We start from the raw sequence: 22,059 nt of genomic DNA on the forward strand, positions 1-22,059 counted from the left end.
CCCGGGTGTGAACTGCACCCCAATTGTTAGACACAATCTAACAATTGGAGGTGCAGTTCATTACGCCGGGGTTTTATTTAAAACGTTTACTCCACTCAGAAGGGTCGGCACTCCAAGCTAGTAAACTTTCCTCGTCCGCTTGGCTAATATACCCTTTTTCGATCGCAGTCTCGACTAACGCCGGAAAATCGGTTAATGAATGGCTCACGATGCTTTCCTCGCCAAAGGCTGTTTTCCCCTTTTCCAGTCCATATGTAAAAATAGAAACGACCCCAAGCACGTCGCAGCCTGCTTCTCTTAAAGCTTGAACCGCGGTAATCACACTGCCGCCAGTGGAAATCAGGTCCTCGACAACGACTACCTTTTGCCCCCGCTCGACTTTTCCTTCAATTTGATTTCCCTTGCCGTGGCCTTTCGCTTTGGATCGGACATAGCACATCGGCAGGTCCATCAGCTCGCTGACCCAGGCCGCATGGGGAATTCCGGCGGTTGCCGTACCTGCAATGGCCTCGACTCCAGCAAAGTTATCATGAATCAATGTCTGTAATCCCTTGGCAATCTGGCGGCGCACTTCCGGATAGGACAGGGTTAACCGATTATCACAATATATTGGCGAGCGAAGGCCTGAAGTCCAGGTAAATGGCTCCTGCGGTCTCAACGCCACGGCATTCATTTCTAATAGTTTTTCAGCAATTAAGTGTTTCATACTCCTACTCCCTTCCATGCTTCCATCCATTGTTGGTAACTTGCAATCGGGTCTACGGCCCTCGTAATCGACCTGCCTACCACAATTGAGCTGGCGCCAGACTTTCTGGCAAACTCTGGTGTAGTGACACGTTTCTGATCCCCAGTTCCATCAACAGGCATTCTGATTCCCGGACAGACTGTTAAAAATGATTCACCGGACTGCTTACGAATCGCTGCAGCTTCCCAGGCCGAGCAGACAACTCCGTCCAAGCCGGCTTCCCTTGTCAGCATTGCATAATGCAGCACCGATTCCTCCAGTGAAACGGGAATTAGCTGCTCTTGCTTCATTTGTTCTTCGGAAGTACTTGTTAATTGTGTGACTGCAATACATAACGGACGGTTGCTTCCTGCAGGTGTACCTGCCTCGAGCCCTTCAAGTGCGGCTGCCATCATCTCTTTACCGCCGGCTGCATGAACATTGACAAGGTCACATTCCAAGCGCGCCAGCCCTTTCATGGCCCCATAAACTGTATTCGGAATATCATGAAGCTTTAAATCCAGGAATATTTGATGCCCTGATTCTTTTAACCTATGAATAATCTCAGGCCCTTCCTGATAAAATAGTTCCATTCCGACCTTCACAAACAGGCTTTTCCCGGAAAACGGCTGTAAAAATTGCTCAACTTCCCTTAGTCCCGGAAAATCAAGCGCGATGATAAGCGAGTTGTCCATGCTGTTTCCAGCTCCTTCCCGTACATTCACTGATATGATCAAACCCTAACTGGGCAATTAAAGCGGGCAATTGTTCAATAATCGTTGGACAGACGAATGGATCCACGAAATTTGCTGTCCCGACGGCGACTGCACTTGCACCGGCATAAAAAAATTCAATGACATCCTCCGCAGATGAAATGCCGCCCATCCCGATGACCGGGAGATCCACGGCCTGGCTGACTTCATAAATCATCCGAAGTGCCACCGGCTTAATCGCTGGGCCCGACAAGCCGCCCGTCCGATTAGCCAAGATCGGCTTTCCTGTCTTTAAATCAAGCCTCATCCCGACAAGTGTATTAATCATTGTGATTCCATCTGCTCCACCAGCCTCAATAGCCTTGGCCATTTCGACGATATTGGTGACATTCGGTGACAGCTTCACGTACACCGGGACCGCGGACACCTCCTTCACTCTCCGAGTCAATACTCTGGCAACCTCGGGAATAGTTCCAAACGCCATCCCGCCTTCCTTGACATTGGGGCAGGAAATGTTTAACTCAAGCGCATGAACATTAGGTGCTTGGGATATTCGTTTGGCGACAGTCACGTAGTCTTCCTCTAAGGATCCGGCGACATTGGCGATAATCGGTACATCATATTGCGCTAGCCATGGGAGCTCCTCGGAGATTACTTTTTCAAGCCCGGGATTTTGCAAGCCGATTGCATTAAGCATCCCCGCTGTTGTTTCCGCGACTCTTGGGGTTGGGTTACCAAATCGCGGTTCCACCGTTGTGGCTTTAATCATGATAGCTCCAAGCATGCTTAAATCATAAAACTGGCTATATTCGCGTCCAAATCCGAAGCAGCCAGAGGCCGGCATAATCGGATTTTTCAATGACAAGCCGGGCAATTCAATATTCAACATGCTCATATCAGCACCTCCCCTGCCCGGAACACAGGCCCATCGCTGCAAACTTTTTTATAAGAAACCCCCGATGGATCGTCCGCTTGCTTACAGACACAGGCAAAACAAGCGCCGATTCCGCAGCCCATCCGTTCCTCCAACGACAGAAACATCTTTTTGCCAGCGTAGCGCTGTTCCAGAGCCCTTAACATTGGTGTCGGTCCGCAGCTATAAATGCAGTCAAAACTTAAATCCCGGCTATCAATTACATCCGTGACAAAGCCTTTTGTGCCGTAAGATCCATCAACAGTTGCCACATATGTTACTCCGGTTTCCCCAAATTCCTGTTCATAAAAGACAGCGGATTCTGTTTGAAACCCCAGGACATGGACAACTTTTACACCTTTCGCCCGCAATTGTTTAGAAAGTTCGTAAAGAGGCGGGACACCGATACCGCCGCCAACAAGGAGGGCGGTATCCCCTATTTCAGCTTCTTCTACCGGAAAACCATTTCCCAGCGGACCTAGGATATCCAGCTCCATTCCCGGCACCATTTCTGCAAGGCAGGAGGTGCCTTTGCCTTCCTTGCGGTAAATCATTGTAAATTGATTCAGGGTCTTATCGAAGGATGATATGCTAATAGGCCGTCTAAGCAGCAGATCCCAACCATTTCCCACCCGGATATGGACAAACTGCCCTGGTGTCTTAATCTCGCTGACGAATTCTGCTTCTACAGTGAGTTCATAAATATCGGAGGCAATTTCTTTTTGGCTGATTATTTTACATACCTCTTTTTTAATCATGCAAAAACAGCCTCCTTTTCCGCCGGTTTCATCGGGTCTGCAGAAAAATTCATCGATTCGATAATATTCAAAATGGCATTGGCGGTGTCCAATGAAGTTAAACACGGGACACCGTTTTCAACTGCTTCGCGGCGGATTCTAAAGCCGTCCCGCTCTGGCTGTTTCCCTTTTGTTAACGTATTGATAATCAACTGGGCCTCGCCCTGATGAATGATATCCAACAATGTCGGTCCTTCGGAGCCGATTTTGCCGACAACCTTTACCTGAAGTCCTGCACTTTCCAGCACCACTGCGGTTCCGCTGGTTGCCATTAACCGATAACCGTTTGCCGCAAACCGTTTGGCCAGTCTTAGGCTTTCCGCCTTATCCTTGTCGGCGACAGTGAACAATACGGTACCAAACTTTTGAATATTCATTCCCGAAGCTATCAAGCCTTTATATAACGCCTTTTCAAGCGTTAAGTCTTTGCCCATCACCTCGCCTGTCGATTTCATTTCCGGTCCAAGACTAATGTCAACACTCCGGAGTTTGGCAAAAGAGAATACCGGAACCTTTACAAATACGCCTGTTTTTTCAGGCACCAATCCGGTTTGATAGCCTTGTTCCGGCAGAGAATGGCCCAAGATAGCTTTCGTTGCGATTTTTGCCATAGGAACATTGGTTATTTTGCTTAAAAATGGGACAGTACGGCTTGACCGCGGATTTACTTCAAGTACGTATACTTCCTTTCCGCAGACGACATATTGAATATTCAGCAGGCCGATGATATTAAGCCCGACCGCCAATTTCTCCGTATAGTTTACAAGCTTTTGTTTTACTTCGGCTTCTAGTGTTTGCGGCGGGTAAACGGCAATCGAGTCGCCTGAATGGACCCCAGCCCGTTCGATATGTTCCATAATTCCCGGTATTAGAACGTTTCTTCCATCGGAAATCGCATCGACTTCAATTTCTTTCCCGGTAAGATACCGGTCTATAAGAACCGGTTGCTCAGGATTAATTTTTACCGCATGTTCCATATATTTAAGCAATTCTTCCTGGTGATAGACAATTTCCATTGCCCGTCCGCCAAGTACGTAGGATGGGCGAATCAATACCGGGTAGCCAATTTCTTCGGCAATAAGCAAAGCCTCTTCAACCGTTAAGGCCGTTTTCCCAAGTGGCTGCGGAATATTTAATTTCTGCAGTGTATGTTCAAATTTGTCGCGGTTTTCGGCACGGTCCAAATCTTCAAGGCTGGTTCCTAGGATTTTTACGCCGTTTGCGGCTAGACCTGCGGCCAGATTTATCGCTGTCTGCCCGCCAAACTGAACGACCACTCCGACTGGCTGCTCGAGGTCGATAATGTGCATAACATCCTCAATGGTCAAAGGTTCGAAATATAGCTTGTCGGAGATACTAAAGTCTGTTGAAACGGTTTCGGGATTATTATTGATAATGATCGCTTCATAGCCTGCCTCTTTGATTGCTGTTACAGAATGGACGGTTGCATAATCAAACTCAATTCCCTGCCCGATTCGAATGGGACCGGAACCAAGGACAATTACGCTGTCACGGCCGGTGACAATCGACTCGTTCTCTTCTTCATAAGTGCCATAATAATACGGCGTTTCCGATTCAAACTCGGCTGCGCAAGTATCCACCATCTTATAAACAGGCACAATTCCCATCTGCTTTCTATATCTGCAAATCTCGTATTCTGTGCTCACCCACAACTCGGCAATTTTCTTGTCGGTAAACCCTTTTTGCTTTGCTTCCTTGAGAAGTTCATATTGAAATGGGTGTTGCCAGAGTCTTGCCTCCAGTTCAATAATTCCTTCCATTTTCTTAAGGAAAAACAGGTCAATCTTGCTCCAGTCGTGAATATCTTCAATCGTAACACCGCGTTTCAGGGCCTCGGCTATATAAAACAACCGTTCATCGCCCGCTTTGCGGATTCGCTTTTCCAACAGTTCATTGTCTATCTCAGCAGCACCAGTCAATTCAAAATGATGAACGCCTGCTTCCAGAGACCGAATCGCTTTTAATAACGATTCTTCAAAATTGCGGCCAATTGCCATCACTTCACCGGTCGCTTTCATTTGAGTGCCAAGCGAACGGTTGCCGGATTCGAACTTATCAAACGGCCATCTTGGTATTTTTGTGACGATGTAATCCAGTGCTGGCTCAAAGCTGGCATAGGTTTTTCCGGTGACCGGGTTCATCATTTCATCAAGCGTGAGTCCAACGGCAATTTTGGCGGCCAGCTTGGCAATTGGATAGCCGGTTGCTTTGGAAGCCAGTGCCGATGAGCGGCTTACTCGTGGGTTGACTTCGATAATATAGTAATGAAAGCTATCAGGGTCTAATGCAAGTTGAACGTTACAGCCGCCTTCGATGCCGAGGGCACGGATAATTTTTAAAGACACATTCCGCAAAAGCTGGTATTCGCGGTCACTCAATGTTTGACTTGGGGCGACAACGATGGAATCACCGGTGTGCACACCGACCGGGTCGATGTTTTCCATGTTGCAGACGACAATCGCATTATCGTTACTGTCGCGCATGACTTCATATTCAATTTCCTTGTAGCCGGCGATACTTTTTTCAAGCAGGCATTGGTGAACAGGGCTGTTTTTCAACCCGCTTGTAATGATTTCCTCAAGCTCTTCCATCGTGTGGCAGATGCCGCCCCCTGTCCCTCCCAGGGTAAACGCAGGGCGGACAATCACCGGAAAGCCAATTTTATCGACGAATGCAGCAGCCTCTCCTAACTCATGGACAATTTCACTTTCAGGAACAGGCTCGTCTAGTTCGTTCATTAATTGGCGGAATAATTCCCGGTCTTCTGCCTGGTTAATAGCTGATAGCTTTGTTCCCAAGATTTCGACACCGCATTCGTCAAGAACGCCTGATTTAGACAGCTCGACAGCAAGGTTCAGGCCTGTCTGTCCGCCTAGCGTGGCAACAAGAGCATCTGGGCGCTCCTTGCGGATAATGCGGCTGACAAATTCTACTGTCAGCGGTTCAATATAGACGGCATCGGCAATTTCGGTATCGGTCATGATCGTTGCCGGGTTCGAGTTAACGAGTATGACGCGGTACCCTTCTTCTTTCAGTGCAAGGCAAGCCTGGGTCCCGGCATAGTCAAATTCTGCCGCCTGGCCGATGACGATCGGGCCCGAACCGATTACTAGGATGGAGTATATATCTGTACGTTTAGGCATGTGTAGGCACCTCCTGTTTTTGTGCTTCGATCATCGCTAAAAATTGGTCAAATAAACGATTGGCATCCTCAGGACCCGGCGAGGCCTCCGGATGGTATTGAACAGTAAAGGCGGGATAGTCTAAATGCCGCAATCCTTCGACGGTCCCATCATTTATGGCAATATGGGTAACTTCAAGTCTCGTATTTTTGATTGATATCGCATCAACGGTATAACCGTGGTTTTGTGACGTTATCGCTATTTTCCCGGTGGCTAAGTCCTTTACCGGATGGTTTGAGCCGCGGTGACCAAATTTCATCCTCATCGTGTCGGCGCCGCAGGCAAGGGCAAATAATTGATGTCCTAGACAGATGCCGAATAATGGAAGCCGGCCGAGAATTTCTTTGATCATCTGAATGCCTTCCGGAACATCCTTCGGGTCTCCCGGGCCATTTGTTAGCATGACGCCGTCCGGGCGAAGTTTCAAGATTTCATCAGCTGTTGTGTGGTAAGGAACTACGATGACGTCGCAGCCGCGATTATTTAGCTCACGCAGAATCCCATGCTTCATCCCAAAATCGACGACAACGATTCTCTTCCCGCGGCCGGGGCTTGGGTATGAATTTTTAGTGGATACACTGCGAACTTGATCGATGGGGAGCCTTGTTTGCCTTAACTTCCGCAGAACCTCGTCACCATCGGTTTCAATACTGCAAATCGCCCCTTTCAATGTTCCGTACTGGCGAATGATTCTCGTTAATTTGCGGGTATCAATTCCAGCAATTCCCGGGATATTTTTCATCTTAAAATATTCATCAACAGTGAATTCACTTCTCCAATTGGACGGATAGTCGCACACCTCTTTTACAATGAATCCTTTTACGGCAGGAGTGATGGATTCAAAATCATCCCGGTTGATCCCGTAGTTTCCAATTAACGGGTATGTAAGCATGACGATTTGGCCGCAATAGGATGGATCAGAAAGAATTTCCTGATAGCCGGTCATCCCGGTATTAAATACCACTTCACCAATACTATCGTTATGGCTTCCGAATCCCTCTCCGATAAAAATCGTTCCGTCTTCCAGTATCAGCTGAGCTTTCATGCTGTCACACATCCTTTTTCCCATACTATTTGCCCGTGAGCGATTGTCAGAACCGGCCACCCCTTGCAGCTCCAGCCGGCAAATGGGGTATTTTTGCCTTTTGATAAAAATTTCTTTGGATCGATTTCTTGTTCCTCATTCAGGTCTAACAAGACGATATCTGCCGGTGCGCCTTCGGCTATGTTTCCATATGGCAAGTTAAAGGCTGCTGCCGGTTTCCTGGTCAAATACTCTATCAACTGTTGTAGCGAGATTATTTCATTTACTACAAAATGGGTATACAGAAGCGGGAACGCTGTTTCCAGGCCGACAATGCCAAACGGAGCCAGTACCATGCCTTCGCTTTTCTCTGAATCGGTGTGAGGGGCATGGTCGGTTGCGATAAAATCAATCGTTCCATCAAGCAACCCAGCGATTAACGCTTCACGGTCCTCTGCACCACGCAGCGGCGGGTTCATTTTGAAATTCGTGTCAAGTCCCGGGATATCATCCTCGGATAATAAAAGGTGATGAGGTGATACTTCAGCCGTGACCTTAATCCCCGCACGTTTTGCATCTCTTACAACCCTGACCGACTCCTTCGTGCTGATGTGGCAGACATGATAATGGCAGCCTGCGGCTTCCGCGAGCAAAACATCGCGGGCGATTTGTACTGATTCACAAACAGAAGGAATCCCGTTTAAACCATGCTGCTTCGAGAACGTCCCCTCGTGGACACAACCTTTATTGATCAAGGTATTATCCTCACAATGAGCGACAATTGCCATATCAAGATTGGCAGCCCGCTTCATCGCCGCAAGCATCATCCCTGCCGACTGGACCCCGACGCCATCATCCGTAAACGCAAATGCGCCCGCTTCCTTTAAAGCTTCGAAATCGGTTAACTCCTGGCCCAACTGTCTGGTCGTAATAGAGGCATAAGGCAAGACCCGGACCTTGGCCGTCGCATGAATTCGCTTTTGCAAGTCGTCCATATTGCTTTTGGTGTCAGGCACCGGACGGGTATTTGGCATGTTGGCAATAGTGGTAAACCCACCTCTGGCCGCTGCCATGGTTCCGGTAGCGATGGTTTCCTTTTTTTCGCCGCCAGGTTCACGCAGGTGGACGTGCAGGTCGATAAAACCTGGTGATACCAATAGTCCTGATGCATCAATTTTACGGTCGGCATCCTTTTCAATGTTTTTATCGATTTTTACGATGATGCCATTTTCTATTAAAATATCAGATTGTTTGATATGTCCCTCACACGCTAAATAGTTGGCGTTCTGAATAAGGATTTTCATTTATTACCCCTCCATTTAAGCTTTCTAATGATCTTTTTAAGACAGCCATTCTGACATAGACACCATTTTCCATTTGCTTGAAGATTCTCGAACGCTGGGATTCTACCAGGCTGTCAGCAATCTCGACATTCCGGTTAACCGGTGCAGGATGCATAATGATGCTGTTATGTTTCATTTGTTTTTCCCTCTCCAAGGTCAAACCGAACTTTTTATGATATTCCGCGGCTGTAAAACTTCCCTTTTTCTGATGCCGCTCATGCTGGACGCGAAGCAACATCACAACATCGGCCTGCGGGATGGCCTGGTCAATTGGAATAAAGCGGGATGAATGGAGGCTGTGGCTGTCAAACCATTCTTCTGGGCCCGAAAAAATGACATCGGCTCCAAGCCTTGTCAGAGCATCGGCATTGGACCGAGCGACACGGCTATGTCTGATATCGCCGATGATCGCTATTTTCAAACCAGAGAAGCGCCCGAATTCTTGTTTGATGGTTAGGAGGTCAAGCAGGGATTGGGTCGGATGATGACCGCAGCCGTCTCCTCCATTAATGAGTGGAATATTAATTCTACCAACTAATTCGTCAAAATAACGATCCTGGCTGTGCCGGATCACTATGGCATTTACGCCGATGGCTTCAAGTGTCTTTACCGTATCGTAAAGCGTTTCACCCTTTTGCACACTTGAGGTTTGCACCTCAAAAGGGATTACACCCAACCCTAATCTTCTCTCGGCCACTTCAAAACTGCATTTTGTTCTGGTGCTATTTTCAAAAAAGAGATTGGCCGCAAACATTTGTCCTTCAGGGTGCCAGGTTGTTCCTTCGGCGAAGCTTTGAGCATCCGCGAGGATTCCATATATCTCTTCCACTTTTAACTCATTTGTCGTTAATAAATGATTTAGCATCCTTTTCCCCACCTTTTCGCTAAAAAAAATACCCTGATCCAACCAGATCAGGGTGCAAAACCGCAAGCAATCGGAAGTTCAGCCTATTTTCATGCCAAACCTCGATTCGCACACCCTTATAAGCCTCTCTGGACTTCATTTAAAAGGTTGTTCTTTTTTTATTAAGCTGTTTGCCGTCCTTTTTTCTCCGCTTCGGTTTCAAACATATTGTCACTGACAATCGGCTTACCAGGCAGGATCAGGTTTAACAAGACACCGATAATCGCTGCCAACGCCATGCCTTGGATTACAATATCCTTAAACGGAAGTTTCACTATCGCTCCGCCGAGCCCGATAATGAGAATGACTGACGCTATGACAAGGTTTCGTTTATTGTCGAAATCAATTTTGCTGTCAACCAGCATCCGCAGTCCCGAAGAAGCGATAATTCCAAACAGCAGGATGGAGACGCCGCCCATTACAGGGGTCGGAATCGAATGAATCAGAGCCGTAATTTTCCCAATAAACCCGAATACAATCGCCAACACCGCTGCACCTGCCAGAACATATACGCTATAGACCCGGGTAATCGCGAGCACCCCAATATTTTCGCCATAGGTTGTCTTTGGCGGTCCGCCGACCAAAGCCGAAATCAGAGTTGCCGTCCCGTCACCTAAGATTGAACGGTGCAAGCCTGGCTCTTTAATGTAGTCGCGCCCGACTACTTTGCTTAAAATCAGCTGGTGCCCGATATGTTCTGACAGCGTCACCACTGCAACCGGCACCATCAGCCAAAAGATATCCCAGCTAAATTCCACCTTATAGCTCACAAACGGGATGATGAATTTTGGCATTTCAAACCATCCGGCTTCCAGGACAGGCTTGAAATCGACAATCCCGACAATCGCTGCATAAATGTATCCGACAACAATGCCCGCAAGAATCGGTATGATGCTAAAGATTTTTTTTGCATAAATCGAGAATACGATCGTTGCAGTGAGGGTAACCAAGGCTGCAGAAAAATGCAGCATACTATATTCCCCGGCTGCGTTATTCATTGCCATACCCACAGCAGTCGGGGCAATCGACAAGCCGATTATGATGATAACTGGTCCGACAACCACTGGCGGCAATAGGTTCATAATCCAACGGTATCCTGCTTTACTGATAATTAGCGCGACAATCCCATATACGAGGCCGGCCATGAAGGTGCCGATCATCGCCGCACCCGGGCCACCAGCAGCTTTGGCAGCAATCACCGGTGCGATGAACGCAAAGGAAGAACCGAGGTAGGCAGGAACTTGAAATTTTGTTATCAATAAGAATGCCAATGTTCCCAAGCCGCTGGATATTAGGGCAATGGACGGGTCAAGACCGACGAGATACGGAACAAGGATGGTTGCCCCGAACATGGCGAATAGGTGCTGCAGGCTTAAGGTCAGCCATTGCGTTGGTTTTGGCATGTCTTTTACGTCAAGGATTGGTTTGTTGCTCATGGTAATCTCCTCTGCTTTTTAATATTTATTTTAGTAAAAGGATAAAAAAAACTCTTTGCCGGCGGGGACAAAGAGGTATGGAAGGCCAAACTACTCTGGGTTTGGCGATTTCCCCTTTGTCAGCCTCACGGGACTGCATTTAAAAAGGGCAGCTATTTACTTTTCATAAATACTAACTTGGTCAATCTGATCCACTTCGGCCAGTTCAACAACAATTTTCTCACTGCTTGATGTTGGAATGTTTTTTCCGACATAATCGGCTCTAATTGGCAGTTCGCGATGGCCACGGTCAACAAGGACCGCCAGTTGGATCGCTGCGGGACGCCCAAGGTCCATTAAGGCATCAAGCCCGGCTCGCACAGTTCTGCCTGTATAAAGGACATCATCGATCAAAATGACCTTTTTTTCATTAATATCAAACGGTATGTCAGAACCCTTAACAAGTGGTTCCTGGTTATCTGTTTTTTTCGTCAAATCATCCCGGTAAAGCGTAATATCAAGTTCCCCGACCGGGATCGGACTACCTTCGATCCCTTCGATTTTGGAAGCAAGACGCTTGGCAACATGAATTCCCCTGGTACGAATTCCGACAAGAACACATTCTTCAATTCCTTTATTCTTTTCGATAATTTGATGCGCAATCCGTGTCAATGCCCTTCCGATTGCCTGCTCATCAAGAATTAATGCTTTTTGGCTCATTATTTTCACCCGCTTTTTTTAAAAAATAAAAACCTCTCGCCGGCGGCGAGAGGTGTACAGTTAAAGATACCAAAAAAAAATATTAACCGACCCTTCTCAGCCTCACGGGACTGAATTAAAGGCATATTTGACTATAGTTATCTTACTTTAGTTAGGTTCAGGTGTCAACCATTATTTCTTAGTTGTTTCAGCAGCTGTTCATAATCAGAAGGCAGCGGGGCTTCAAATTCGAGATATTCGGCGGTTCTCGGATGGGTAAATCCAAGCACGCCCGCATGCAGCACCTGTCCGTTAAAATCGATCGTTTTTTTCGGCCCATATTTTGGGTCTCCGGCAAGCGGATAGCCGATATATTTCATATGAACGCGAATTTGATGGGTACGTCCCGTTTCAAGCTGGCACTCAACAAATGTAAAATCCTTAAACCGCTCCAGCACCCGAAAATGGGTAACGGCCTGCTTGCCGTTATCTACTACGGCCATGCTTTGCCGATCCCTTTGGTCCCTTCCAAGCGGAGCATCGATTGTGCCGACATCATGAGGAATAACCCCATGAATAACGGCTTTATACTTGCGAGTAACTGTTTTTTGGACCAACTGATTAACAAGGCTTTCATGGGCCATATCATTCTTGGCGACCATTAACAGCCCTGAGGTATCTTTATCAATCCGGTGGACAATTCCGGGTCTTAACACTCCGTTAATCCCCGACAAATCCTTGCAATGTGCCATCAGACCATTTACCAGTGTCCCCGTCATATGTCCGGGCGCAGGATGAACAACCATCCCCTTTGGCTTATTGACGACGAGGACATCACGATCTTCGTAATAAATGTCCAAATCCATCTCCTCGGGGACCACATCCAGCTCTTCCGGGTCCGGAATATGGATTTCGATTTCGTCATTGTAGTTGCATTTGTAATTGGTTTTTACATTTTGTCCGTTTACAAGCACATGGCCATTCTTGATCCATTGCTGTACCTGGGTGCGGGACCATTCCTCGTTAAGGCCGGACAAAACTTTGTCAATCCGGTCACCTTTTTGTTGTTCAAGAATGGTGTGAACCATTTTCTCCATATGTTTTCTCCTTTGATTCTCTCTCTTCGAGCAGCATTTGAATCATCAGCAGCGCCACGCCAATGACCAATGCGGAATCGGCGATATTAAATACCGGGAAGTTATAGCTGAAAATATACGTATGTATAAAGTCAACGACTTCTTTGCGAAACACGCGATCAATAAAATTGCCGATTGCACCGCCAAGCATAAAGGACAGGGAAACTCCCAACAACCATTTGCCTTTGGCTGCCTTGTGCAAATAATACACAATTCCAGCAATAACGATAATTGTTATCACGTAAAAGAGCCACATCTGCCCTTGGAGAATGCCCCAAGCTGCCCCCCTGTTCCGGTGGGAAGTAATATACAAAACTTGATCAATGATCGGAATACTTTCGCCGATATACATGTTTTTCACGATTAACCATTTTGTGAATTGATCCAAAAGGATAATGAAAAGTGCGATTAAGTAATAAAACACTAAGAAATACCTCCACTACCGATGCTCATACTTCTTTAGAATTTTAGCATACTTAATCGCATAAGGACAATTAACATTATAAAAATGTTGATGGAATTGGAATTTTACAATACCGATCCAATAAATCTGAATCTTTTTTCGACCTAATTGTGGGCATTAGCTTTATTAATTCTTCCGGGAGCAATTCGCCAGAAATTTCACATTCGCCGAATTTTCCAGCCTGAATTTTTTGAATGGCGTGATCAATATCTTCAAGCTCTTCCTCGAGAATCCTTGTAAGCCAATCTTGTTTTGATTTTGTTTTTAAAGAATGTTCAATTTCAGTTTTTGTTTGACGGAGTTCGATAAACAGCTTTTCCTGCATGGCATTCATAGTGTTACTACCTCCGTTTGTCATTTGTTATATTATGTCCCGCTCCTTTTCGGCGACACGGGACAACATTTGACATCGCCAACAACAATTGACTTTACAGGAAAAAATTAAAACCCTGTACAGAATTGTACAGGGTCTAAAATAAATGTTATGCCAAGTGTGAATAATTTTCTTTAACTACATGCGCACAGCGCGGGCAAAGGGATGGATGCTCCGGATCTTGACCAACTTCTGGCGTAACAACCCAGCAGCGTTCACATGTTTCCCCTTCAGCCTTTGTAACAACGATTGCTGCATTATCAAGCTTAAGGGCGGTTTCTGGAGCCTGATCATAAGTACCGGCTACTTCAAAACCGGAAACGATGAAGAGTTGGTTCAAATTTTCTTCAATTGAATCCAACAGGGCTTTCGTCTTGTCATTCACATACAAGGTAACCTTAGCGGTCAGTGATTTGCCAATTACCTTCGCATTCCGTGATTCCTCTAGTGCTTTTAAGACATCATCACGAAGCTTCATGAATGCCGACCACTTTTCCTCAAGCACCTTGGCACCGCCTAGCTCTTGATATTCTGGAAGGTCTGTTAATTGCACACTCTCTTCCTGGACATTTGGAATGTATTTCCACACTTCATCCGCTGTATGGGAAAGAATTGGCGATACCAATTTTGTCAGCGCAAGCAATGACTCGTACAGAACAGTTTGAATTGCCCGGCGCTCATGGTGGTCTTTTGCTTCAATATATAGTACATCCTTTGCAAAATCAAGGTAGAACGCACTTAGATCTAGCGTACAGAAATTGTTCACCGCATGGTAGATGGCGGCATATTCATAATTTTCATAAGCGTTACGAACGTTTTTGATCAGTTTATTTAATTTTACGAGCATAAATTGATCGACTTCACGCAGGTTTTCATAGGCAACCTTGTTGACTGCTGGATCAAAATCGGCCAAATTCCCCAATAAGAATCGGAAGGTATTGCGAATTTTCCGGTAAACCTCGGCAACCTGTTTAAGAATGGCATCAGAAACCCGGACGTCTGATTGATAATCAACCGAGGCAACCCACAGGCGCAATATGTCGGCTCCCAACTGATTCATAACTTTTGCTGGGACGACTACATTTCCCAAAGATTTACTCATTTTTCTGCCTTCGCCGTCAAGAGCAAACCCATGGCTTAGCACACCTTTATATGGGGCCTTGCCGGTTACTGCAACAGCGGTTGACAATGAGGAATTAAACCAGCCGCGATATTGGTCAGAGCCTTCCAAATAAAGGTCTGCAGGACGGACCAAGTCTTCCCGTTCAACCAAGACGGCTTGGTGAGAGGAACCAGAGTCAAACCAGACATCCATGATATCATTTTCTTTTGTAAATGTTCCGTTCGGGCTTCCCGGATGTGTAAAACCTTCAGGCAGCAAGTCTTTTGCTTCACGCTGGAACCAAATATTAGAGCCATGTTCACGGAATAATTCCGATACATGATTAATCGTTTCATCGGTAATGATTTCTTCACCGTTTTCCGCATAGAATACTGGAATCGGCACACCCCAGACACGCTGACGGGAGATACACCAGTCACCGCGGTCACGGACCATGTTAAACAGGCGGGTTTCTCCCCAAGCAGGCACCCATTTTGTTTCCTTAACAGCATCAAGCAACTGTTCGCGGAAATCTTTAATCGATGCAAACCACTGCGCTGTGGCACGGAAAATGACCGGTTTTTTCGTACGCCAGTCATGCGGATAGGAGTGAGTGATAAACGAAAGCTTGAGAAGTGCTCCCGCTTCTTCCAAGGCCTGGGTGATTGGCTTATTAGCTTCATCGTAAAAAATTCCTTCGAAACCTGGTGCCTCACTGGTCATATAGCCTTTGTCATCAACAGGGTTCAGTACATCCAAGCCATATTTTTGGCCAACATGGAAGTCATCTTCCCCATGTCCTGGCGCTGTATGGACACAGCCGGTACCGGCATCAGTTGTAACATGTTCCCCTAACATGACAAGTGAATCACGGCCATAAAGCGGGTGTAAAGCGACAACGTATTCAAGTTCGGTTCCTTTTACCTTTTTGACAACCGTTGTCTCTTCCCAACCGATTTCCTTTGTCACTGCTTCTAGTAAATCCTCGGCAACTACATATTTTTGACCATTTGCAGAGACAACTACATACGTAAGGTCTCCATGTACGGAAATGCCGAGGTTCGCCGGAATTGTCCATGGTGTTGTTGTCCAGATCACAATTTGTGTATCTTGGTCAAGGACTCCTTTGCCATCCTTTACCTTGAACCCGACATAGATGGACGGGGAACGCTTATCTTTATATTCAATCTCCGCTTCGGCCAGCGCCGATTCACTTGACGGTGACCAATATACTGGCTTCAGGCCTTTATAAATATAGCCTTTTTTCGCCATTTCCCCAAACACTTTAATTTGCTGTGCTTCGTACTCAGGCTTTAAGGTGATGTATGGGTTTTCCCAATCGCCGCGAACACCTAGACGTTTAAATTGGGTGCGCTGATTGTCGATTTGCTCCAACGCATATTCGGTGCAAAGCTTACGGAAATCGGCAACCGACATTTCTTTGCGTTTAACCCCTTTATTGGTTAGCGCCTGTTCGATTGGCAGACCATGGGTATCCCACCCCGGCACATACGGTGCGTGATAGCCGCTCATCGATTTATAGCGAACGATAAAGTCCTTTAAAATTTTATTAAGGGCATGACCCATATGGATATCGCCATTTGCGTACGGCGGGCCATCATGCAAGACAAACATTGGACGCCCTTTTGTCCGTTCCTGAACCTTTTGATAAATATTCATCTCTTCCCATTTCGCCTGGATGTCAGGTTCTCTTTGCGGAAGATTGCCGCGCATTGGAAACTCCGTCTGCGGCATTAACAACGTATCTTTGTACTCCATCTTTCCTAGCCTCCATTACATTTCTATTGAACAGAATGACCATTTTTACAAATAAAAAAACCTCCTCATCCCAAATAGGGACGAGAAGGTTTATTCCCGCGGTACCACCCTGATAAATAGAATCAAGTGAGATTCTATTCTCTTCGTTATTCGTAACGTGAATCGCACGCTTGGTCTATTAATCCAAATGGAGTTTCGACCACAGAACTCAAGGGTGATTTTCCAATTCTTCCGCTCTGTCAGGCTTGCACCGTCCCCGACTCGCTGATAAAGCATTCTGAAAAATTGTACTGTCCCCGTCATCGTCAATGTTCATTCTATTTAGCTGTTAAGAAATTATATTCTATTATGGCGTTATTCGTCAAGCTAATGAATCCTCTTCTTCGTGCATTTTTAATTCTGTTGCATCCACTTCATAATCCAACAGGTGATCCCAGTCATCCGTATTCAACATGTCAAGTTGTGCTTCGATTAGCATCTTAAAACGGGTCCGGAAAATTTTCGATTGTTTCTTTAAATCTTCGATTTCCAAGGCAATTCTTCTTGCTTTAGATAGAGATTCGTTAACAATCCGGTCGGCATTTTTCTCTGCTTCTTTAATGATCAGCTTTGCTTCCTTTTGGGCATTTCTTTTAACGTCTTCACCGGCCTCCTGAGCAATCACGATTGATTTGTTCAAGGTTTCCTCGATACTGGTGAAATGACCCAGCCGTTCTTGCATATCGTGCAGGCGCTCTTCCAATTCTTTTTTCTCGCGAAGCACCAATTCATAATCCTTAATCACCTGATCAAGAAATTCATTAACTTCATCCTCATCGTACCCTCTAAATCCCTTATTAAATTCCTTATTGTGAATATCCAACGGTGTTAACGGCATAATGCCACCTCCATCAAACTGTACTACAAATATATGTATTAGGAAATATTCGACATGGTTTTCGAATTTCCTGCATAAATTTTAATTAGCTAATAAAAAAATATAAAATTTTGTCCAATTTTTTCATTTCAGCTACGCACGCATAAATTCAACTACGCCTCTGTCTTCGTCCTATCGGACTTGCCAATCGGCGAGTTTTCATTTATTTTTGTTTTCCTACCGTAATTCGCCATTTTTCTTTTTTCGTTTTGCCGTCCAGCTGCAGGATCTTTACCCTCCCATAGCCGCGGACCGAAATCATATCTCCAGGTTCACAGATAAAGGCAGGATTTTCAATCACTGTCCAATTAACTTTGACAAGACCTGCCCCAACAAGACTTTGGGATTTTTGCCTTGCCAGATTGCAAACACCAGAAATAACAGTATCCAAACGTAAAGAAGATACTGTTAATTCGGTTTCTTCCCAATGTTCTTCTAACGGAATCGCTTGCCCGATGGCAGCCTCAGCCAATTTTACACCTGCTCGGCCAATCGATTCAACATTATTTTTAATATATTCCCCGATTTCGCTAGCCGCAAAAAATTGCACCTGCCCGTTGTCGTTCATCAGGATATCGCCGAATTTCCCGCGTTTTAGCCCAAGCGACATAAGCGTTCCAAGCACTTGCCGGTGTTCAATTTTGACAAATTTCTTGGGGTAGAAAATTTCAAATAAAGTAATTTGAAAATCCTCGTCGGTTGGAGCCAAATAATCAGGATATAACAGCGCTCTTTTCCTTTCCGAATGGTGGCTCCCGCCAAAGAGGGCGTATTTCACGTCTCCACTTTCGCCTACAATCATTTTTAAAATATGCTGCTCTCTTGGGTCAAGAAAATCAGTCAGTTTAGATGAATACTGGTTTTCTACAATGTCCTTCCATTGCAAAACCCGGTCTATATATTCCCGTTCTTCCGGGCGGAAATGCTGATAAATATTCATTGATGCCAACACAACCTAATCAAAATTTAAGTAAGCCAGAGATAGACACTATGCAAGCCGCTTTGAGCAAAGTTAAGGACAAGGAAGGCCACAATCGGCGAAATGTCGATCATTCCAAGCGGCGGAATAATTCTTCTGAATGGCTCTAAATACGGCTCGCAAATCCGCGACAAAAATTGGCCAATCGATGATCCTCTTGCATTTGGAAACCAGGACATCAATATGTAAATAATTAATGCCCAAGAGTAAATTTGAATCAATCTTTGCAATATCCCGAAAACGATATCCATTTATTTTACCACCTCGTATTTTGATCTTCTTGCTCCGAAAAAAGCTCCGAAATATTTCCCGACACCTCAACGTTATCAGGTGTGCACAAGAAAATATTGACGCCAATTTTTTGAATGTCTCCGCCAAGAGCATAGACTACCCCGCCTAAAAAATCGACGATCTGTCTTCCTTCCTGATGATTAATCCGCTGAAGATTTACAACAACGGCACGGCGGCTTTTCAAATGGTCGGCAATCTCCGTGACTTCGGAACTGGAATGCGGTTCAACCAAGATGACCTTAGAAGCCTTTGAAGAGGTCCCGGCACCTGCAGAAGCCGCCTGTTTTTGGACGCTTTGCAAACTAACAACATTTTGGCTTTTAACTGCCTGTCTTTTTTGTTTGACCGGTTCTTGAGCCTGAGTGTACTCATCGTTATTCTCATCGAAGTCATCATCCAAAAAGAAAAATGTTTTTAATTTTGATTTTAATGTCATCTTCTTCTCCCCTAATCATCTTCGCCAACTAATGCTGTACCAATTCTTACCATCGTTGCTCCCTCTTCGATTGCAATCGCAAAATCATTGGACATGCCCATCGACAACTCGGTGCACGGAGCAAATTCAAATTGTCGGGATTGAACCTGGTCCCGTAGATCTTTCAGCTTGTGGAAGCAATTTCTAAGTATCTCTTCATCGTCAGTAAGCGGAGCCATCGCCATTAGACCTTGGATGCTTATATTTTGATACGGTCGAAGTGATTCAATAAATCCGATTACTTCTACGGGTGCCAGCCCATGCTTTGAGTCTTCCCCGGAGACGTTTACTTGTATCAAACATTTCACTTGACGGCTGGCGCGTTTATTAATTTCTTCTGCCAGTGATTGGCGGTCCAGCGAATGAATATAATCCACTTTATCGATAATGTTTTTTACCTTTCTTGTTTGCAGCGTTCCAATAAAATGCCAGGCAGGCTTGTCCCCAAGCATCTGCCATTTTTCCAACAACCCATCATCACGATTTTCGCCGAGGTTTGTAATGCCTGCCTCCAAGGCCTCTTTAGCCCTTTCGGCACTCACATATTTGGTAACAGCAATAACTGTCACTTCCTCAGGTTTTCGGCCGGACTTCCGGCATGCTGTTTCGATTTGCTGCCTTATTTGCTCTAGCTTTGCTGCCACTTTCATATTGCTTTCAAATCTCCTTCCAGCCAATAAAGCTTAATATTCTTCCAGTGCTACCTTGGTCGCGCCGGTGAGAAAAAAAACTATTATCACAGCTTGTGCATAGCCCTGTGACAAGAATGTTTTCTTCGGGCACTCCAGCTTTTAGAAGAAGCAGCCGATTAGCTTCTCGCAAGTCCAAATAATATTGATTGCCATTAATTAAATTATATGGTTTTCCATCGACATCTTCTAGTATATTTTCCACCAAGTTAATGACACGATTATCCACAATATAACAATTTTTGCAGATCGACGGCCCAATTGCGACGAAAATTTCTTCAGGCCTGATGCCTTCGTGCTCCCAGGTAATGATCATCTCTCGGGCAATTCCCCCTACGGTACCCTTCCAACCGGCGTGAGCCGCCCCAATCATCCCTGACTTTGGTGCGATAAAGAAAAGCGGGACACAATCAGCAAAGCAAAGGGTTAATAGAATCCCCTTTTCATTCGTATAAAAACCGTCTGTCCCCTCAAAGGCCTGGTCATACGAATTGGAACCCGTGCCCCGGTCCGCTATTGATATTTTCCTGATCATAATATCGTGCGTTTGCTGTGCGCCAACCCAAGATTCCAGCGGGAAATTCAGCAGGCGGGCGACAGTTTCCCGATTTATGCATACGTCATTTACATCATCGCCAACATGATAGCCCATATTGAGGGATTGAAAGCTGCCCTGACCAACTCCGCCATGTTTGGAGGTAATTCCCGCAGTCAAACCCGGAAATCGGTTCATCCAGCCATCAATCATAAACAATGATTCATTTTTTAAAACAAAGGGTTCCATTTCTCTACCTCAAATGTTTTTCTATAGTTTACCATGAAAATTCAAAATGGTCATTGTGAGGGGACCGATTTACGGAAACTTAAACTTCTTCCGGAACCCGGTCATCTATTTTATGCCTGACCAATATTACATCCTGGCCAATTTTAATGATGTTTTTCCAGGGAATCACGATTTCATCTTCCTTTCCAAAAAAGCCAAGCACTCTCCCATTCCCCGATATAACCACCGATTCTATTTTTCCAGTCGTTAAATTTATCTCAATATCACCTATATTACCTAACCGTTTACCATCCGAAACGTTTACGACATCCTTTACCTGAAACTCGGAAATCCTCACCATTAATATTCCCCCCGTAATAGTACTATAATTGAATATATGATGAACCTTGTCAGTTTAGTATCGAAAGGCATCGCAGGAACAAGCACAGCTTGTTACTGCGATGCTTATGCTGTCGAAGCAATCCTTGTGGAGCTGGACAAATAAAAATAAGCTGCCCATCTGGACAGCTTAGCTTTGAATATTTTTGTTCATTTGCCTGATGGCCGCTTTTTCAAGTCTTGAAACCTGGGCTTGGGAAATGCCAATTTCATCAGCAACCTCCATTTGGGTTTTCCCTTGGAAGAATCGCTTTCTAAGGATTAGTTTTTCCCGTTCATTCAATCTCCGCATGCCTTCTTTTAAGGCAATTTCCTCAATCCAATGAATATCTTTATTTTTCTCATCGCTTAATTGATCCACCACATAAATCGGATCGCCGCCGTCATTATAAATCGGTTCAAATAAAGATACCGGATCCTGTATCGCGTCCAATGCAAATACAATTTCTTCGTGCGGCACCTCGAGAACCTTGGCAATTTCTTCGGCGGTTGGCTCTCTTGATGTTTCGCTCATCAGACGCTCTCTAACCTGCAGCGCTTTGTAGGCAATATCCCTTAAGGAGCGGGATACGCGAATCGGGTTATTGTCGCGAAGATAACGCCGGATTTCACCAATAATCATCGGTACCGCATAAGTGGAAAACTTAACGTTTTGCCCTAAATCAAAGTTATCAATTGATTTCATAAGTCCAATACAGCCAACCTGAAACAGGTCATCGACGAATTCACCCCGGTTGTTAAACCGTTGAATTACACTCAAGACAAGGCGCAAATTACCATTTACCAGCTTTTCCCTGGCACTAATATCACCGTCTTGCATTTGCTTGAACAGTATTCTCATTTCTTCGTTCTTAAGTACGGGGAGTTTTGATGTGTCTACACCGCAAATTTCAACTTTATTTCGAGTCAAATCTTTTCCCTCCTCGAGAGAGCTGCTGTACAAAAAACAGTATCTCCTT

22 protein-coding genes and 1 other annotated feature are annotated in these 22,059 nt (G+C 45.4%); all 22 genes read right to left on the minus strand.

Annotation, left to right across the window (positions count from 1 at the left end; genetic code table 11):
* Window positions 1-73 precede the first annotated feature (73 nt).
* The 22 genes from pyrE to sigG all read right to left on the minus strand — a co-directional run bounded on the left by pyrE (window position 74) and on the right by sigG (window position 22,010).
* Window positions 74-706 (minus strand): orotate phosphoribosyltransferase, encoded by a 633-nt coding sequence (gene pyrE, locus M3234_RS24060; RefSeq protein ID WP_262307151.1) that lies wholly within the window; start codon window positions 704-706, stop codon window positions 74-76.
* Window positions 703-1,419, minus strand: coding sequence for an orotidine-5'-phosphate decarboxylase (pyrF, locus tag M3234_RS24065; RefSeq protein ID WP_262307152.1), 717 nt, complete (start codon window positions 1,417-1,419; stop codon window positions 703-705). Before pyrF ends, pyrE begins: the two co-directional genes overlap by 4 nt.
* A complete protein-coding gene (locus tag M3234_RS24070; protein WP_262307153.1) occupies window positions 1,391-2,332 on the minus strand; it encodes a dihydroorotate dehydrogenase in 942 nt (313 codons plus the stop codon). The genes pyrF and M3234_RS24070 overlap by 29 nt, the downstream gene beginning before the upstream one ends.
* Window positions 2,329-3,108 carry a dihydroorotate dehydrogenase electron transfer subunit gene (locus M3234_RS24075; protein WP_262307154.1) on the minus strand — a complete coding sequence of 260 codons (780 nt, stop codon included), beginning with the start codon at window positions 3,106-3,108 and terminating at the stop codon, window positions 2,329-2,331. The genes M3234_RS24070 and M3234_RS24075 overlap by 4 nt, the downstream gene beginning before the upstream one ends.
* Window positions 3,105-6,311 (minus strand): carbamoyl-phosphate synthase large subunit, encoded by a 3,207-nt coding sequence (carB, locus tag M3234_RS24080; protein WP_262307155.1) that lies wholly within the window; start codon window positions 6,309-6,311, stop codon window positions 3,105-3,107. Before carB ends, M3234_RS24075 begins: the two co-directional genes overlap by 4 nt.
* On the minus strand, window positions 6,304-7,395 hold the full coding sequence (locus tag M3234_RS24085) for a carbamoyl phosphate synthase small subunit (protein ID WP_262307156.1): 1,092 nt from the start codon (window positions 7,393-7,395) through the stop codon (window positions 6,304-6,306). Before M3234_RS24085 ends, carB begins: the two co-directional genes overlap by 8 nt.
* On the minus strand, window positions 7,392-8,678 hold the full coding sequence (locus M3234_RS24090) for a dihydroorotase (RefSeq protein ID WP_262307157.1): 1,287 nt from the start codon (window positions 8,676-8,678) through the stop codon (window positions 7,392-7,394). Before M3234_RS24090 ends, M3234_RS24085 begins: the two co-directional genes overlap by 4 nt.
* Window positions 8,638-9,582, minus strand: coding sequence for an aspartate carbamoyltransferase catalytic subunit (locus tag M3234_RS24095; RefSeq protein ID WP_262307158.1), 945 nt, complete (start codon window positions 9,580-9,582; stop codon window positions 8,638-8,640). The genes M3234_RS24090 and M3234_RS24095 overlap by 41 nt, the downstream gene beginning before the upstream one ends.
* 161 nt (window positions 9,583-9,743) lie before the next feature.
* On the minus strand, window positions 9,744-11,057 hold the full coding sequence (locus tag M3234_RS24100) for a solute carrier family 23 protein (RefSeq protein ID WP_262307159.1): 1,314 nt from the start codon (window positions 11,055-11,057) through the stop codon (window positions 9,744-9,746).
* Between the two features lie 156 nt (window positions 11,058-11,213).
* Window positions 11,214-11,756, minus strand: a complete 543-nt coding sequence (gene pyrR, locus M3234_RS24105; RefSeq protein WP_066318290.1) for a bifunctional pyr operon transcriptional regulator/uracil phosphoribosyltransferase PyrR — start codon at window positions 11,754-11,756, stop codon at window positions 11,214-11,216.
* A gap of 164 nt (window positions 11,757-11,920) precedes the next feature.
* On the minus strand, window positions 11,921-12,832 hold the full coding sequence (locus M3234_RS24110) for an RluA family pseudouridine synthase (RefSeq protein ID WP_262307160.1): 912 nt from the start codon (window positions 12,830-12,832) through the stop codon (window positions 11,921-11,923).
* Window positions 12,804-13,295 (minus strand): signal peptidase II, encoded by a 492-nt coding sequence (gene lspA / locus M3234_RS24115; protein ID WP_066318283.1) that lies wholly within the window; start codon window positions 13,293-13,295, stop codon window positions 12,804-12,806. The genes M3234_RS24110 and lspA overlap by 29 nt, the downstream gene beginning before the upstream one ends.
* A 76-nt stretch (window positions 13,296-13,371) precedes the next feature.
* Window positions 13,372-13,668, minus strand: coding sequence for a hypothetical protein (locus M3234_RS24120; protein ID WP_262307161.1), 297 nt, complete (start codon window positions 13,666-13,668; stop codon window positions 13,372-13,374).
* A 148-nt stretch (window positions 13,669-13,816) separates the two neighbouring features.
* Window positions 13,817-16,588, minus strand: a complete 2,772-nt coding sequence (gene ileS, locus M3234_RS24125) for an isoleucine--tRNA ligase (RefSeq protein WP_262307162.1) — start codon at window positions 16,586-16,588, stop codon at window positions 13,817-13,819.
* Window positions 16,589-16,661: 73 nt separating this feature from the next.
* Window positions 16,662-16,900: a binding site (T-box leader), on the minus strand.
* Window positions 16,901-16,949: 49 nt separating this feature from the next.
* Window positions 16,950-17,465 (minus strand): DivIVA domain-containing protein, encoded by a 516-nt coding sequence (locus tag M3234_RS24130; protein ID WP_262307163.1) that lies wholly within the window; start codon window positions 17,463-17,465, stop codon window positions 16,950-16,952.
* Between the two features lie 202 nt (window positions 17,466-17,667).
* Complete coding sequence (locus M3234_RS24135; RefSeq protein ID WP_262307164.1) at window positions 17,668-18,444, minus strand: YlmH family RNA-binding protein; 777 nt, start codon at window positions 18,442-18,444, stop codon at window positions 17,668-17,670.
* Window positions 18,445-18,470: 26 nt separating this feature from the next.
* Complete coding sequence (locus M3234_RS24140; RefSeq protein WP_262307165.1) at window positions 18,471-18,734, minus strand: YggT family protein; 264 nt, start codon at window positions 18,732-18,734, stop codon at window positions 18,471-18,473.
* A 5-nt stretch (window positions 18,735-18,739) separates the two neighbouring features.
* The gene (locus M3234_RS24145; RefSeq protein WP_066318262.1) at window positions 18,740-19,210 is read right to left on the minus strand and encodes a cell division protein SepF; all 471 of its coding nucleotides are present in this window, start codon (window positions 19,208-19,210) and stop codon (window positions 18,740-18,742) included.
* Between the two features lie 11 nt (window positions 19,211-19,221).
* Window positions 19,222-19,899, minus strand: coding sequence for a YggS family pyridoxal phosphate-dependent enzyme (locus tag M3234_RS24150; RefSeq protein ID WP_262307166.1), 678 nt, complete (start codon window positions 19,897-19,899; stop codon window positions 19,222-19,224).
* Between the two features lie 7 nt (window positions 19,900-19,906).
* Window positions 19,907-20,722, minus strand: coding sequence for a peptidoglycan editing factor PgeF (gene pgeF / locus M3234_RS24155; RefSeq protein WP_262307167.1), 816 nt, complete (start codon window positions 20,720-20,722; stop codon window positions 19,907-19,909).
* 79 nt (window positions 20,723-20,801) lie between these two features.
* Complete coding sequence (locus tag M3234_RS24160) at window positions 20,802-21,062, minus strand: YlmC/YmxH family sporulation protein (RefSeq protein ID WP_262307168.1); 261 nt, start codon at window positions 21,060-21,062, stop codon at window positions 20,802-20,804.
* 168 nt (window positions 21,063-21,230) lie between these two features.
* Window positions 21,231-22,010: an RNA polymerase sporulation sigma factor SigG gene (sigG, locus tag M3234_RS24165; RefSeq protein ID WP_066318246.1), complete on the minus strand. Its 780-nt coding sequence runs from the start codon at window positions 22,008-22,010 to the stop codon at window positions 21,231-21,233.
* Window positions 22,011-22,059 lie beyond the last annotated feature (49 nt).

This window comes from Neobacillus niacini (genome assembly GCF_023715785.1).
Lineage (GTDB): Bacteria > Bacillota > Bacilli > Bacillales > Cytobacillaceae > Neobacillus > Neobacillus niacini_E.